General features: G+C 70.2%; 12 protein-coding genes and 1 tRNA gene. 2 read left to right on the top strand and 11 right to left on the bottom strand.

Annotated elements, in window-relative coordinates; genetic code table 11:
- Positions 1–452: 452 nt before the first annotated feature.
- Genes ACFV61_RS12660 through ACFV61_RS12650 form a run of 3 tightly spaced genes read right to left on the bottom strand, consistent with a single transcriptional unit; the run spans position 453 to position 3,734 of the window.
- Positions 453–1,031: a hypothetical protein gene (locus tag ACFV61_RS12660; protein WP_380334120.1), complete on the bottom strand. Its 579-nt coding sequence runs from the start codon at positions 1,029–1,031 to the stop codon at positions 453–455.
- Complete coding sequence (locus ACFV61_RS12655; protein WP_380491547.1) at positions 1,018–2,649, bottom strand: VWA domain-containing protein; 1,632 nt, start codon at positions 2,647–2,649, stop codon at positions 1,018–1,020. The genes ACFV61_RS12660 and ACFV61_RS12655 overlap by 14 nt, the downstream gene beginning before the upstream one ends.
- A gap of 8 nt (positions 2,650–2,657) precedes the next feature.
- Positions 2,658–3,734, bottom strand: coding sequence for a hypothetical protein (locus tag ACFV61_RS12650; protein WP_380491545.1), 1,077 nt, complete (start codon positions 3,732–3,734; stop codon positions 2,658–2,660).
- Positions 3,735–4,015: 281 nt separating this feature from the next.
- On the opposite strand from ACFV61_RS12650, the gene pyk reads away from it, so the two are divergent.
- Positions 4,016–5,446, top strand: coding sequence for a pyruvate kinase (pyk, locus tag ACFV61_RS12645; RefSeq protein WP_063347153.1), 1,431 nt, complete (start codon positions 4,016–4,018; stop codon positions 5,444–5,446).
- Positions 5,447–5,564: 118 nt separating this feature from the next.
- Here pyk and ACFV61_RS12640 read toward each other — a convergent pair whose 3' ends face one another.
- Positions 5,565–6,350, bottom strand: coding sequence for a helix-turn-helix domain-containing protein (locus ACFV61_RS12640; RefSeq protein WP_380491543.1), 786 nt, complete (start codon positions 6,348–6,350; stop codon positions 5,565–5,567).
- 101 nt (positions 6,351–6,451) lie between these two features.
- Positions 6,452–6,537: transfer RNA gene (locus tag ACFV61_RS12635), tRNA-Leu, on the bottom strand.
- A 92-nt stretch (positions 6,538–6,629) separates the two neighbouring features.
- Here ACFV61_RS12635 and ACFV61_RS12630 point away from each other — a divergent pair.
- Positions 6,630–7,286 (top strand): ANTAR domain-containing response regulator, encoded by a 657-nt coding sequence (locus tag ACFV61_RS12630; protein ID WP_063347151.1) that lies wholly within the window; start codon positions 6,630–6,632, stop codon positions 7,284–7,286.
- Between the two features lie 90 nt (positions 7,287–7,376).
- On the opposite strand, the gene ACFV61_RS12625 is transcribed toward ACFV61_RS12630, so the two are convergent.
- The 6 genes from ACFV61_RS12625 to ACFV61_RS12600 all read right to left on the bottom strand — a co-directional run bounded on the left by ACFV61_RS12625 (position 7,377) and on the right by ACFV61_RS12600 (position 14,278).
- Positions 7,377–8,093 carry an ABC transporter ATP-binding protein gene (locus ACFV61_RS12625; protein ID WP_063347150.1) on the bottom strand — a complete coding sequence of 239 codons (717 nt, stop codon included), beginning with the start codon at positions 8,091–8,093 and terminating at the stop codon, positions 7,377–7,379.
- Positions 8,090–8,911: an ABC transporter ATP-binding protein gene (locus ACFV61_RS12620; RefSeq protein ID WP_380491557.1), complete on the bottom strand. Its 822-nt coding sequence runs from the start codon at positions 8,909–8,911 to the stop codon at positions 8,090–8,092. The genes ACFV61_RS12625 and ACFV61_RS12620 overlap by 4 nt, the downstream gene beginning before the upstream one ends.
- Before the next feature lie 8 nt (positions 8,912–8,919).
- Positions 8,920–10,848 carry a branched-chain amino acid ABC transporter permease gene (locus tag ACFV61_RS12615; protein WP_063351038.1) on the bottom strand — a complete coding sequence of 643 codons (1,929 nt, stop codon included), beginning with the start codon at positions 10,846–10,848 and terminating at the stop codon, positions 8,920–8,922.
- A 5-nt stretch (positions 10,849–10,853) separates the two neighbouring features.
- Entirely contained in the window at positions 10,854–11,783 is a 930-nt protein-coding gene (locus tag ACFV61_RS12610) for a branched-chain amino acid ABC transporter permease (protein ID WP_063347149.1), read from the bottom strand.
- A gap of 188 nt (positions 11,784–11,971) precedes the next feature.
- Positions 11,972–13,210, bottom strand: coding sequence for a branched-chain amino acid ABC transporter substrate-binding protein (locus ACFV61_RS12605; RefSeq protein ID WP_063347148.1), 1,239 nt, complete (start codon positions 13,208–13,210; stop codon positions 11,972–11,974).
- 591 nt (positions 13,211–13,801) lie between these two features.
- A complete protein-coding gene (locus ACFV61_RS12600) occupies positions 13,802–14,278 on the bottom strand; it encodes a PaaI family thioesterase (protein ID WP_063347147.1) in 477 nt (158 codons plus the stop codon).
- Positions 14,279–14,456 lie beyond the last annotated feature (178 nt).

Below are 14,456 nucleotides of genomic sequence, written 5' to 3'. Positions count from 1 at the left end.
TTTTTTAATCAGCGCCGGGGGGGGGGGCGCCCTGTCGGCTCCCGGGGGGGGGGCGCCCCGGGCGGGGGCCGGGGGGGCCCGCGGGCGCCGGCGCGCCCCCCACGGCGGCGGGGGCGGCGGCGACGACTGCTCCGCCGGTCAGGGCGGCGCCGGCGGCGGTGGCGGCGGACCGGGTGACGAAGTCACGGCGGTTCAGGGGCATGGACGACTCTCCCGGGTGGGGACTGACGGGCCGATGGACCGTCAACTGGTGTTCGGGTGGCGTGCCGACGCGCATCGACGCGCGTAGAAGGACGCGCGTAGAAGTGTGCCGTGCGGGCCCGGCCGGTGAATAGCCCTCCGACGTTTCCAGCAGGTGAGATCTTGGCGACTCGTTCGTGACGGGGGTGCGCGGAGGGTGGGGTGGTAAGGGGTTCCGGCCTGGGCCTGCAGGGCTTTTTCAGGCAGGCCCCTCAGTTCAGCTCCGCGACCAGCCGGCGTACCTCGCGGCCGAGCTCCGCCTCCGGGTCCGGCGCGTCCGGCCCCGCCCACGGCCGCCAGGTCAGCGCCCGCAGGTAGCCGGCTACCGCCACCGGCAGCCGGTGCCGCACGATCTCCGCCGGCACCGGCCCCGGCCCCGCCGAGCGCAGCGCCGCCAGCAGGCCCGCCACCCCCGCCGAATCCGGCAGCGGCACCGTGGCCAGGTAGTCGGACAGCGCCGCGAGCTCGGGATCGGGCCGCGGTGCGGGTTCCGGTGCGGGCTCCGGTTCCGGCCTGGGCGTCGGTTCCGGCCTGGGCGTCGACGGCAGCGGAGGCGCCAGCGGATCGACGGGCGGCTCCACGGGCAGGACGACGGGCGGCTCCGTCCGCGGGCCCGGCGTCAGCAGCGCGCCCGCCCCGTACAGCCCCGCCACCACTGCCGGCCACCACGCCCCGCCCAGCCCGGCGAAGTGCAGCCCCAGCCCCACCGCGCCGCCCCCGCAGCCGACCAGGTTCCGGGCCGACTCCAGGTACCGCAGCACCCGCCGGCCGGCCCCGTCACTGGTAGCCACGAATCTCCTCGAACACCCCGTCCAGCGAACCCGACCCGTCGAACAGCTTGCCGCCGCTCACGTCCGCGATCCCCTGCAACTGGCCCACCGCCGCCTCCCCGAACTTGATCGGGAACACCGGGATCGACTTCTGCCCGGACGGCAGCCCGTCGTGGAACCGCTTGAAGTCCCCGTCCGAAGCCCCCTCGTTGCTCTCCCCGTCGGTCATCAGCACGATCGACGTGAACCGGTCGTCCCCCGCCGCCGACTGCTGCCGGTCGATCACCCGGTACGCCTCCTCCAGCGAGTCGTACAGCGCCGTACCCCCCGACGCCGCCAGCGACTGCACGTCCGCGTTGATCGACGCCAGCTCCGCCTCCGGGCCCGGCTTGCTCCCCGAGGCCGGCACCGCGTGCGTCCTCGCCCACTTCACCTTCGACGCGAAGGAGATCAGCGTCACCTCCTCGCGGTCCCGGAACCGGCGCACCGCCCGGGTGTCGTCCGCCCCCGTCAACCGGCCCAGCGCCGACTTCAGCGCCGAGATCCGCGAACCCTCCATCGACCCCGAGGTGTCCAGCACGTACACCGTCCGCGACGGCCGCCGCAGCTCGTTCTGGTACGAGGCCAGCAGCCCGTCCGCCACCGCCCGGCTCCCCGGGAACGGCAGCTCCCGCCGCCGGTCCGCCGGCAGCCCGGCCGCCGGCGACACCCCCGGCGCCACCGGGCGGCGCAACGTCACCTCGGAGATCCGTTTCTGCACGTCCTCCTTCAACAGGTACGCCGTCAACCGCTGGAAGGAGTCCCGCTCCCGCTGCGCGGACGAGGACAGCAACGACAGCGGATAGTCCGCCGACACCACCCCGTCCACCGGGCGGATCACCGTCAACTGCTGGTCCGCCGCCAGCGACTTGTTCATCGACAGCAGCACCGACTCGTAGTTCACCAGCGCCCCGACCTTGCCCGGCTCCGCCCGGGTGTACGCCTGCGCCAGCCAGCCCGAGGAACCCGACGTCAGCTTCTGGCCGGTGAAGAACTGCTTCAACTGCGGCGCCGCCTTCTGCACGTCCCCCTCGGTCAGCGCCGCCCCCGCACCCGAGAACGCCGACGCCACCGCCACCAGCGTCGAGAAGCCCGAGTTCGACCGGGACGGGTCCGCCATCCCGTACGCCAGCTTCCCGGCCGACGCCGTATCCCCGATCTGCGCCCAGGAGACCTTCGAACCGTCCCCCCAGCCGAGCTCGTTGAGAACCGAGGAGCGCACCCCCACCGCCACCGGCGACACCATCACCGGCGTCTCCGACAGCACCTTCGACTTCCCCGCGTCGTCCAGCCGCAGGTACTGGTTGGACGGGAACCACACCGCGTCGTACTTGCCGTCCGCCCGGCCCGAGGACACCGCGTCCGCGCCGTCCAGCGAGCCCGTCCAGGAGAACTGCACCGTCACCCCGGTCGCCTTCCTGGCGTCCTCCAGGATCGGCGCCAGGTCCTGCAGCTCGCTGCCGGCCAGCACCCGCAGCACCCCCGGCTGCGCCGTCGTGGCCGGCGGGTCGGACGGCTTCGGGCCCGGCGGGGTGGAGGTGCAGGCGGCGGCCGCCAGCAGGGTCGCCAGCGCGGCGACCGTCCAACTGTGCTTCTTCATCCGGGAGTTCACTGAGCCTTCCCCTTGGCGGCCTTGATCAGCCTGGTCAGGATGTCGGGCACGGGAATCTGCGGCTGGTTGACCTTCGCCGCCGCGAGATTGGGCGCCAGGACCGGGGTCTTGCCCTTCACCAGCGCGGCGAAGGCATCCGGGTCGTCCTGCGGACGGAAGCCGAACTTCGCCTCCAGGCGGCGCAGTTCGGCGTTGTCGTGCAGCTGGGCGGCCAGCCGCCGGCCGTTCGGCGTGCGGCCGACGATGGTGTGGTCGGTGTAGATGGTGGTGTCCGGGTACAGCACCACCATGTCGCCGGTCGACTCGCCCTTCAGCGCCATCGCGGCGGCCTGCGACTCGTACGCGAGCACCAGCGGATTGCCGACCCCGGCCAGGAAGGCCTTGAACGGCTCGTCGCTGCTGCTCTTCTGGCCGCCCTGGATCGCCGTCGCCGTGCGCAGCACGTCCTTGGTGGCGTCGATCCCGGGCTGGTCGTAGACCACCTGGCGGTTGTTCAACAGGTACGACAGCAGGGCGATGTGCAGCGCCCCCGAGGAGGACGTCTCCGGGTCGGTGGTGGTGAGGAACACCGGGCCCTTCAACTCCGCGTGCTCGGTCGCGCCCGCGAGGTCGGGCCAGGTGCGGCCGGCCTTCAGCGCGGCCAGGTAGGCGTCCATCCGGAACGTCCACAGCCCGGTGGAATGGTCCAGGGTGGCCAGGCCGTTGCCCATCAGGACATCCGCCACCGGGCGGTGCGCGAGGATCACCAGCGGCGAGTAGAACGGCTGGACCGGGACCTCCTTGATGTTCCAGTCCACGCGCAGCTTGTCGGCCGGCGGCTGACTGGCCGGGAACGCGAAGTCCTTCGCGTCGCCGTCCATCAGCCAGGAGCCGATGCTCTCCGCGTTCACCTTCATGCCCTGCTTGGCCAACTCGGCGACGACCTGCGGATCCTGGAAGAAGTCGCGCTTCTCCGAACCGATCAGGCCGGAGACGGTGACGATGTCGCCGCCCGGGTCGTCCTGCGGGATCAGTGCGTACGTCACCCCGCCCAGCAGGGCCAACGCCGCCAACACCCCCAGAGTGCGTCTCATGCCGAACGCCTCCCCCTCGTCCGCTACGTCGTCCGGGTGGTCACCCGGGGGTGACGAGCGTCCCGCCGGGCGGGGAGCGGCGGCCGAACCGGCGGTGAACCAAGGGTGAACACCCCTTCACGGGTTCGCATCGGAAGGCCGGACGGCGGCGGCACCCGGGCAGGTGCTCGCACACCGGTCCGAGGATGTGTCAGATTGTTCAACTCGCCTTACGGCAAAGGTCATCCCGCCGTCCGGACCCGCGTCGTGGTTACGCGCCGGTAATGCCTACCCTCAGCAGTATGCGCCGAGCAAAAATCGTCTGCACCCTCGGGCCAGCCACCGACTCGTACGACCAGATCAAATCCCTGGTCGACGCCGGAATGGACATCGCCCGCTTCAACCTCAGCCACGGATCCCACGACGAGCACGAGGAACGCTACCGCCGCGTCCGCAAGGCCGCCGACGAGAGCGGCCGCAGCGTCGGCATCCTCGTCGACCTTCAAGGCCCGAAGATCCGGCTCGACACCTTCGCCCACGGCCCCGTACTTCTCGAACGCGGCGACGAGTTCACCATCTCCACCGACAACGGCGTCGTCGGAGACAAGGACATCTGCGGCACCACCTACCCCGGCCTCGCCGCGGACGTCACCCGCGGCGAACGCATCCTCGTCGACGACGGCCGGGTCACCCTGGAGGTCGTCGAGGTCGACGGGCCGCGCGTGCGCTGCCTCGTCATCGAAGGCGGCCTCGTCTCCGACCACAAGGGCCTCAACCTCCCCGGCGTCGCCGTCTCCGTCCCCGCACTCAGCGACAAGGACGTCGCCGACCTGCGGTGGGGCCTGCGCACCGGCGCCGACCTGATCGCGCTCTCCTTCGTCCGCAGCGGCCGCGACATCGAGGACGTCCACCGGATCATGGCCGAGGAGGGGCGCCTCGTCCCCGTCATCGCCAAGATCGAGAAGCCGCAGGCGGTCGACAACCTGGAATCCATCGTCGACGCCTTCGACGGCATCATGGTGGCCCGCGGCGACCTGGGCGTGGAGATGCCCCTCGAACAGGTCCCGCTCGTCCAGAAGCGCGCCGTCAAGCTCGCCAAGCGCAACGCCAAGCCGGTCATCGTCGCCACCCAGATGCTCGACTCGATGATCAACGCCTCCCGGCCCACCCGGGCCGAGGCCTCCGACGTCGCCAACGCCGTCCTCGACGGGACCGACGCCGTGATGCTCTCCGGCGAGACCTCCGTCGGCAAGTACCCCGTCGAGACCGTCAAGACCATGAGCCGCATCATCGAGGCCGCCGAAACCGACATCCTCGCCGCCGGACTGCCGCCCCTGACCACCGGCAACAAGCCGCGCACCCAGGGCGGCGCCGTCGCCCGCGCGGCCGCCGAGATCGGCGACTTCCTGGACGCCAAATACCTCATCGCCTTCACCCAGTCCGGCGACACCGCGCGCCGGCTGACCCGCTACCGCTCACCCATCCCCGTCCTCGCCTTCACCTACGAACCCGCCGTCCGCAGCCAACTCGCCCTCACCTGGGGCGTCGAGACCTTCCTCGGCCCCTTCGCCCCCACCACCGACCAGATGGTCGAACAGGTCGACGCGGCCCTCCTGTCGCTCGGCCGCTGCCAGAAGGGCGACATCGTCGTCATCACCGCTGGCTCCCCGCCCGGCCTCGCCGGCTCCACCAACCTCGTCCGCGTCCACCACGTCGGGACCCTGGACAACTGACCGGCGCGGGCGCGCCCCCGCCCGCGCGGGCGCCCGCGGCCCGCGGCCCCCCCCCCCCCCCCCCCCGCCCCGGGGCGCGCCGCCCCCCCCCCCGCCCCCCCCCCCCCCCCCGCCACTGTCAGTACTTGGGGCCGATGTGGGCGTCCATGAGGGCGACGGAGTCCTTGCGGGCGACGGAGATGTTGGTGGCACCGGTCGTCCGGGCCGCGGCCTTCCACTGGACGCCGACGGCGTCGAGGGTGGCGGTGAACAGGCCGATGATGTCGGTCGAGGTGTTGGTGAAGAAGTAACGCGGGTACTCGTAGCGCTTCTTGACGCCGCCGACCGTTCGCGTCGTCCAGTTGGTGATGCGGCAGCCGTCGGAGTGGATCAGGCCGCGCAGGAACTCCCACGGATGGGCGTCGACGATCTCCTGCTGCCAGGGTTCCAGGGCTATGGTGCGTTCGTGCTTCTTGCCGGGACCGTGTTGGGGGAAGTGGCAGGTCAGGTGATTCGAGTAGAGCTTGACGTCGTGACAGCCGGTCCGTCGGACTCTGCAGGGCTTGTTCCTGGGAAAGACCAGGCGCATGGCGTTTTCGACGGAGTCGGTGATTCCCGGCCAGTGATCGTCACAGGTGATCTGAAGGCTCTGCGTCCTGCGGTACTCGTTGGGGAGCAGGATGTGGCCGTCGCCGAGGTAGAGGCCGAGTAGGTAGGAGTAGGCGCCGCGGTCCAGGTCGTCGCCGTAGCAGTGCATGCACGCGGAACGCTTGCGGCCGGGGAGCTGATGGCGTTTGGCGAGGTCTTGATGCTTCCACCAGGAGACCGTGCCAGGAGAGACCCGGAGTCGTCGGGCGACATCGGCATTGCGTACACCTCGACGGAGGAGGTGTACGGCTTGTTCGCGCACAGAGAGAGACGTCATGTGCGTCAGATTGGAACTCGACAGGCCGGACCGTGGACCCTTTGGATGTGATCCACTAGATGAGGTGAATTTCCCTAAGCCTGGGAATACGAGAAAAATTATGGTGCCGAGTGTGGGATTCGAACCCACACGCCCTTTCGAGCAATCGCTTTTGAGGCGATCGTGTCTGCCCTTCCACCAACCCGGCAAGTTCGCGCCCGTGAAGGATACCCTGTGAGCGCTGTTGGGCGCAGCTAGGTACCCTCGTGCATGCAGTACCCCGCCGGAACTAGGAGCCCCGTGAGCACCGCCGACGAGCAGGCACAGCCGCTTGAGACCGATTCGCCCCAGATCACTCGGATTGTGATCGCCGAGGATGAGGCGCTGATCCGCCTTGACCTCAAGGAGATGCTCGAAGAGGAGGGGTACACCGTCGTCGGTGAGGCCGGGGACGGGGCTACGGCGGTGAAGCTGGTGGAGGAGCTTCGGCCGGACCTCGCGATCTTCGATGTGAAGATGCCGGTGCTGGACGGGCTCTCCGCCGCCGAGCAGATCCACGAGAAGCACCTGGCGCCGGTTCTGATGCTGACGGCGTTCTCGCAGCGGGAGCTGGTGGACCGGGCGCGGGACGCCGGGGCGATGGCGTACATCGTGAAGCCGTTCAGCAAGGCGGATCTGGTGCCGGCGATCGAGATGGCGGTGTCGCGGTACACCGAGATGCGCACGCTGGAGGAGGAGATCGCGGATCTCACCCAGCGGCTGGAGACCCGGAAGCTGGTGGACCGGGCGAAGGGCGTGCTGCAGACGAAGTTCGGGCTGAACGAGCCGGCGGCGTTCCGGTGGATCCAGAAGACGTCGATGGACCGTCGGATGACGATGGCCGCGGTGGCAGAGGCGGTCATCGAGGAGGGCGCGGCCCAGGACCGCAAGAAGGCGGACGAGGACGCGTCCGAGTAGACGGATGCGAGGAGGGCCCGGCAGATCTCATCTGCCGGGCCCTTCGTGCGTGGATGCGTGGAGGCGTGGAGGCGTGGATACGTGGAGGCGTCAGTCCTCGCCGAGGTAGGCCTTGCGGACGGATTCGTCGTGCAGGAGGTCGGCGCCCGTCCCGGAGAGGACGATGCGGCCGGTTTCCATGACGTAGCCGCGGTCGGAGAGGGAGAGGGCGGCCTGGGCGTTCTGTTCGACGAGCAGGATGGTCGTGCCGGAGGCCTTGAGTTCGATGATGGTCGCCATGATCTTCTGCATCATCAGCGGTGACAGGCCCATGGACGGCTCGTCGAGCATGAGCAGTTTGGGCTGGGACATCAGGGCCCGTCCCATGGCGAGCATCTGCTGTTCGCCGCCGGAGAGGGTGCCGGCGGCCTGGCGGCGGCGTTCGCCGAGGATGGGGAAGAGGTCGTAGGCGCGGTCGACGTCGGCGGTGATGCCGGCGGTGTCGGTGCGCAGGAAGGCGCCGAGGAGGAGGTTCTCCTCGATGGTCATGCGGGGGAAGATGTGCCGGCCTTCGGGGGAGTGGGCGAGGCCGAGGGCGACGATCTTGTGGGCGGGGACGGTGCTGAGGTCCTGGCCGTCGAAGGCGATGCGTCCGGCGGTGGGTTTGAGGAGCCCGGAGAGGGTGCGCAGGGTGGTGGTCTTGCCGGCGCCGTTGGTGCCGATGAGGGTGGTGACCTCGCCCTGGTTGACGGTGAAGCTGATGCCCTTGACGGCTTCGATCTTGCCGTAGGCGACGCGGAGGTCCTCGACCTCGAGGAGTGCGGTCACTGGTCGGTCTCCGTAACGGTCTCCGCGACTGCGGGGGTGGTGCCTTCGAGCGGGGCGCCGAGGTAGGCGGTGATGACGCGTTCGTCGTTCTGGACGGTTTCGCGGTCGCCTTCGACGATCTTCTGGCCCTGGACGAGGACGGCGGTGCGGTCGCAGAGGTTGAAGATGAAGCGCATGTCGTGCTCGATGACGAGGATCGAGACGCCCTGGTCGCGGATGGCGAAGACGAGTTCCTCGGCGGCGCGGGTCTCCTGGGGGTTCATGCCGGCGGTGGGTTCGTCGAGCAGGAGGAGGCCGGGGTCGGAGGCGAGGGCGCGGGCGATCTCCAGCTTGCGCTGTTCGCCGTAGGGGAGGTTGCGGGCGAGGTGGTCGGCCTTGTCGGCGAGGCCGGTGAAGGCGAGGAGTTCCATGGCCTTCTCGCGGCTCTCGTTTTCGGCGCGGTGGTAGCCGGGGCCGCGGAGGATGGCGGAGAAGATGCCTTCCTTGGTGCGGGTGTGGCGGCCGACGAGGACGTTCTCCAGGACGGTCATGTTGGCGAAGAGCCGGATGTTCTGGAAGGTGCGGGCGACGCCGGCCTGGGTGACGAGGTGGGGCTTGGGCGGCAGGAGGGTGCCGCGGTAGCGGACGGCGCCCTCGGTGGGGACGTAGAGGCCGGTGAGGCAGTTGAAGAAGGTGGTCTTGCCGGCGCCGTTGGGGCCGATGAGACCGATGATCTCGCCTTCGCCGACGGTGAGGCTGACGTCGTTGACGGCGGTGAGGCCGCCGAAGCGCATGGTGACGCCGGTGACTTCGAGCAGGGGTGTGGCGGTGGTGGTCATCTGGGTGGTCACGCCCCTGCCTTGGTGAGTGCGGCGCCGTCGCCGGCGGGCTGGGCCGGGATGGCGGCCTCGTGGAACTCCAGTTGGCGGCGCCGGTTGGGGATGAGGCCTTCGGGGCGGACGCGCATCAGGATGATCAGGGCGGCGCCGAAGGCGAGCAGCTGGTAGTCGGAGAGGAATTCGAGCTTCTTGGGGATGAGGAAGAGGAGGGTGGCGCCGGCGAGGGGCCCGCTGATGGTGCCCATGCCGCCGAGGATGACGGCGGCGAGCAGGAACGCGGAGTTGGGCGGGAGGGCCTCGGCGAAGGTGTACTGGTCGGGGGTGACGGTGTAGCTGACGTGGGCCTGGACGGTGCCGGCGAGGCCGGCGAGGCAGGCGCCGAGGGCGAAGGCGAGGAGTTTGAGGCGGAAGCCGTTGATGCCCATGGCTTCGGCGGCGGTCTCGTCCTCGCGGATGGCGACCCAGGCGCGGCCGATGCGGGAGTTGCCGACCCGGGCGAAGACGAGCACGACCAGGGCGGTGACGAGGAGCATCAGCAGGTAGTAGTTGGAGAAGCGGCCGAGTTCGATGCCGGCGACGGTGTGCGGCTTGCCGAGGTCGAAGCCGAGGATCTCCAGGTCGGGGATCCGGGGGATGCCGTTGGAGCCGTTGGTGACCTTGGGGCCGGTGGTGCCGTTGAGGTTGAGCATGGTGATGCGGAAGATCTCGCCGAAGCCGAGGGTGACGATGGCGAGGTAGTCGCCGCGCAGGCGCAGCGTGGGGGCGCCGATGAGGACGCCGAAGACCATGGAGACGGCGGCGCCGGTGAGCATCGCGGCCCAGAACGGGAACTGGACGTGGATGGGGGAGGCGGGGGAGCCGGAGACCAGGGCGGCGGCGTAGGCGCCGACGCCGAGGAAGGCGACGTAGCCGAGGTCGAGCAGGCCGGCGAGGCCGACGACGATGTTGAGGCCGAGTGCGACGGTGGCGAAGATCAGGATGTTGGTGGCGACGGAGGTGTACTGGTCGCTGGTCTGGGTGAAGGGGAAGCTGGCGGCGGCGGCGAAGGCGGCGCCGGTGGTGACGGGGCGGTGCTTGACGGTCAGGGCGCGCAGCCGGGCGAGCAGGCCGGACCGGGTGAGGGCGGGGACGACGAGGGCGGCGAGCAGCAGGTAGCCGATGAAGAGTTCGCCGTACTCGGTGTCGATGCCGAAGGTGATCGTGAACAGTCCGAGGCCGAAGGCCAGGACGATGGTCAGGACTTCGGCCCAGGAGGGGAGTTGGCGCGGCGCGGGCAGCGGCCGGTCGACGGTGCCCAGGCGCAGCCAGGTGTGGGCGAGGTGGCCGAGCTGGAGGAGCAGGACGACGCCGGCGGCGATGGCGAGGGCGCCCGCGAGGGCGGTCATCACGGGGGCGACGGGCTGGTCGCCGGGGATGGCGTGGGCGGCGAACCAGCCGGCGGGGGCGACCGGGACGAGCAGGAAGAGGCGCCTGTCGAGGATGCGCAGCGGGACGCGGGTGCGGCGGTCGAGGGGCAGGCCGAGGGCGCCGATGACGGTGAGGAGGCCGCCGGCGGCGAGGATCCAGCCGCCGGCTTCGAGGTTGGCGAGGCCGCCGAGTTCGGTGGCGATGGCGGCGACGGAGAAGACGCTGACGGCGAGGGCGCCGGTGGCGGCGTAGAGGACGGCGTTGTGGCTGCGGCTGGGGGCGGCCCAGCGCAGGCCGGGGGTGCCGTGGGTGGCGAGGAGCAGGAGGAGGGTGAGGAGTCCGGCGGCGAGGGCGAGCCATTGGAGGCCGGCGGGGGAGCCGGTGTAGGTGAGGTCGCCGGGGAAGTCGGAGGTCCAGGTCCAGGGGAGGGCGGCGGAGGCGGCGGTGGTGAGGGCGCCGAGGCCGGTGAGGGCGGTGGCGGCGCGGGCCGGCAGGGGGATGACCGGGGTGGTTTCGGTGGTGGTGGTCATGGTGGTCACGCCCTGTCCGCGACGCGCTCGCCGAGCAGGCCCTGGGGCCGGACGAGGAGCACGAGGATGAGGAGTACGAAGGCCCAGACGTCCTTCCAGGCGCCGCCTCCGAAGAGGTGCATGCCGGGCAGGTGCTGGATGTAGCCGGTGGCGAGGCTTTCGGCGAGGCCGAGGGCGATGCCGCCGAGCATGGCTCCGTAGATGTTGCCGATGCCGCCGAGGACGGCGGCGGTGAAGGCCTTGAGGCCGAGGATGAAGCCCATGCGGAAGTCGACCTGGCCGCTGCGCAGTCCGTAGGCGACGGCGGCGACGGCGGCGAACGCGGCGCCGATGGCGAAGGCCATGACGATGATGCGGTCGGTGTCGATGCCCATGAGCTTGGCGGTGTCGGGGTCCTGGCTGGTGGCCTGCATGGCGCGGCCGGAGCGGGTGCGGGTGACGAACCAGCCGAGGGCGAGCATGCACAGCGGGGCGGCGATGAGCAGGAAGAGGTCGCTGCGCTGGATGGTGACGGAGCCGAGGCTGAAGGGGTCGCCGGGGATCTTGGGGAAGACCCGGGCCTTCTTGGCGTCGGGGTAGAAGGAGAAGACGAGTTGCTGGAGGAAGATGGACAGCCCGATCGCGGTGATGAGGGGGGCGAGTCGGGGGGCGTTGCGCAGGGGCCGGTAGGCGAAGCGCTCGGCGGCGACGGCGGTGAGGGTGGAGACCAGGATGCCGGCGATCAGCATGAGCGGCAGGGCCAGCCACAGGGTGGTGCCGCCGGGGAGGGCGAGGTAGGCGGTCAGGGCGCCGAAGCCGCCGACCATGACGATCTCGCCGTGGGCGAAGTTGATGAGCTGGACGATGCCGTAGACCATCGTGTAGCCGATCGCGACGAGTCCGTAGAGGGCGCCGAGGATCAGGCCGTTGGCCAGCTGCTGCGGTAGGTCGTGCACCGCTGGGCCTCCGTAGTGCGTTCGGGGTGTCCGTGTGGGTGGTGGATGTGGGGGCGCGCGGGGGCACTCGTGGCGCCCCCGCGCGCTGTGCTGCTGGATGGTGGTGCGGGCCGGCTCAGCCGTTGAGGTTCAGACGCTGAAGGTTCAGTCGTCGAGGGCTCGGCCGCTGAGGTTCAGCCGTTGGAGGTTCAGCCGCTGAAGGTGCCGGTCTTCTCCACGGTCCACTTGCCGTCCTTGACGGTGTAGACGGTGAGTTGCTTGTTGGTGGTGTCGCCGAACTCGTCGAAGGAGACCTTGCCGGTGACGCCGTCGAAGGAGACCTTCTGGACGGCGTCGACGACGGCGGCGCGCGGGTTGGCGGGCAGCTTGCCGTTGTTGGCGGCGGCGACGGCCTTGACGGCCTGGATGATGGCCCAGCCGCTGTCGTAGGAGTAGCCGCCGTAGGTCTCGTAGGGGTCCTTGTAGCCGGCGGCCTTGTAGTCGGCGATGAACTTGGCGGCGGTGGGGAGTTGTTCGACGGCGCCGCCGACGGCGGTGGCGTAGTCGCCGGCGCTCTTGGGGTTGAGCTTGATGAAGTCGGCGCTCTGCATGCCGTCGCCGCCCATCAGCGGGATGTTGACGCCGGCGTCCTTGAGCTGGAGGGAGAGCGGGCCGGCGGCGGGGTACTCGCCGCCGTAGTAGACGGCTTCGGCGCCGGAGGTCTTGACCTTGGTGACGATGGCGGAGAAGTCGCGGTCGTCGGGGTTGACGTGCTCCTCGCCGACGATGTTGCCGCCCTGCTTGGTGAATTCGGCCTTGAAGGTGGCGGCGAGGCCGGCGCCGTAGGTCTTCTGGTCGTCGATGAGGAAGACCTTGGACTTCTTGGCGTCCTTGGCGAGGAACTGTGCGGCGAAGGGGCCCTGGACGGCGTCGGTGGTGGCGGTGCGGAAGTAGGTCTTGAAGGGGCGCTTCTTCTCGCCGGTGACCCACTTCTCGCCCTGGCTGAGGGCGACGCCGGTGTTGGCGGGGGAGATCTCGACGAGGTTGGCGTCGTTGAAGATCTGCTGCATCGACTGGGCGACGCTGGAGTTGAGCGGGCCGACGACGCCAAGGACGCTGTTGTCGGCGACGAGCTGGGTGGCGTTCTGCTGGCCGGGGCCGGGCTTGGCGGTGTCGTCCAGGGCCTTGACCTGGAACTTGACGCCGGGGACCTCGTTCTGTTCGTTGGCCTTCTTGACCGCGAGGTCGACGGAGTTGCGGATGCCGATGCCGATGGCGGAGAGGTCGCCGGTGAGCGGGGCGTCGATGCCGATGGTGACGGTGGTGGTGGAGCCGCTGTTGCCGCTGCCTCCGTCGGCGGACTTCTTGTCGTCGCGGGAGCCGCACGCGCTGAGGCTCAGGGCGCCGATCACGGCAATGCTCACGACAATTGCGGAACGGTGACGCACGAGGGTCCCCTTCGGTTCGGGAGGCGCCGCGCCTGAGTTGGCGGGAGCCGGGATGCGCGGAGGGCCGGGCCCAATCCGTTGGCGCGGTGACTGGCCGTGACTCTAGATGCCTCTGGGCGACTCGGGCAGTGGTGTGGCGAGGCTGTGATTCTCTTGTTATGAGCACACAGAGCAGTTGTCTCAGCATGTGGTCGTTTTGGCGCGACCGATCCGCCGATGTAGGGCGTTTAGGGGCTGTTGGGGCAATGTAAGGGCCAGAAATGGGGGTTGCAGCTGGCCTGGCCGATAGTCGGACACTCATGTCCGATTCACTTGTTCCGGTCATGATCGTTCGTATTTCGGACAGCGAGGGCATGGCGAAGGAGCCCCGGGCTGCCTGCGGGCCTCGGAGCGGGCCATTGCTCGGATTTTCTGCCTGTTACGCAGAGTCACCTGCGCGGATTCCGGGCATGCTGCCGCGTCGGCCGCGCCCGGACATGCCGCCGCCCCCTTGTCCAGACCAACGCCTGCCCAGGGTGGCGGAAGGTCAAACAAGGGGGCGGCCAAGGGATTTGATGATCCGTCGGCACCGGGAAGAGTCCCGGCGCGGGGTCAGAGGTCGCGCAGCATGCAGGTCAGCCGGCAACTGGTGACCCGCTTGCCGGTGTCGTCGGTGATCGCGATCTCGTACGTGGCGGCGGTGCGGCCCTTGAACACCGCCGTCGCCACCCCGGTGACCAGCCCGGAGGTGGCCGAGCGGTGGTGGGTGGCGTTGAGGTCCACCCCGACCGCGTACCGGCCGGGGCCCGCGTGCAGCATCGCGCCGATCGAGCCCAGCGTCTCGGCCAGCGCCGCCGACGCGCCGCCGTGCAGCAGCCCGTACGGCTGCTGGTTGCCCTCCACCGGCATGGTGCCGACCACCCGGTCGCCGGAGGCCTCGACGATCCGGATGCCGAGCTTCTCGCCGAGGGCGCCGCCGGAGAAGGTCTGCGGGTCGACGCCGAGCTTGGCGAAGTGGTCCAGCACGTCCTGCGGGACCTTCAGGACGGGGGCCGCGTCGGGGGCCGCGTCGGGGGCCGCGTCGGTCATGGGGAACTCCTGCCGCTCGGGGATCGTCATCGTGCTGCCTGTGATCGTACGACCGTCCTACTCGGCGGTAGCGGCCGTGTCCGGGGCCGGGGGGGGGGGGCCGCGGCCGCACCTCCGGGCACCGCGACCCCGGCCGCGACTGGACCGAGAGGTGGGACGGCCGGTCCCCGGGGACGCC

It is taken from the genome of Kitasatospora sp. NPDC059817, from assembly GCF_042731835.1.
In the GTDB taxonomy this organism is placed as follows: domain Bacteria; phylum Actinomycetota; class Actinomycetes; order Streptomycetales; family Streptomycetaceae; genus Kitasatospora.
The sequence above is the reverse complement of the archived record's forward strand: the minus strand, read 5'-3'. Positions and strand labels throughout refer to the sequence as shown.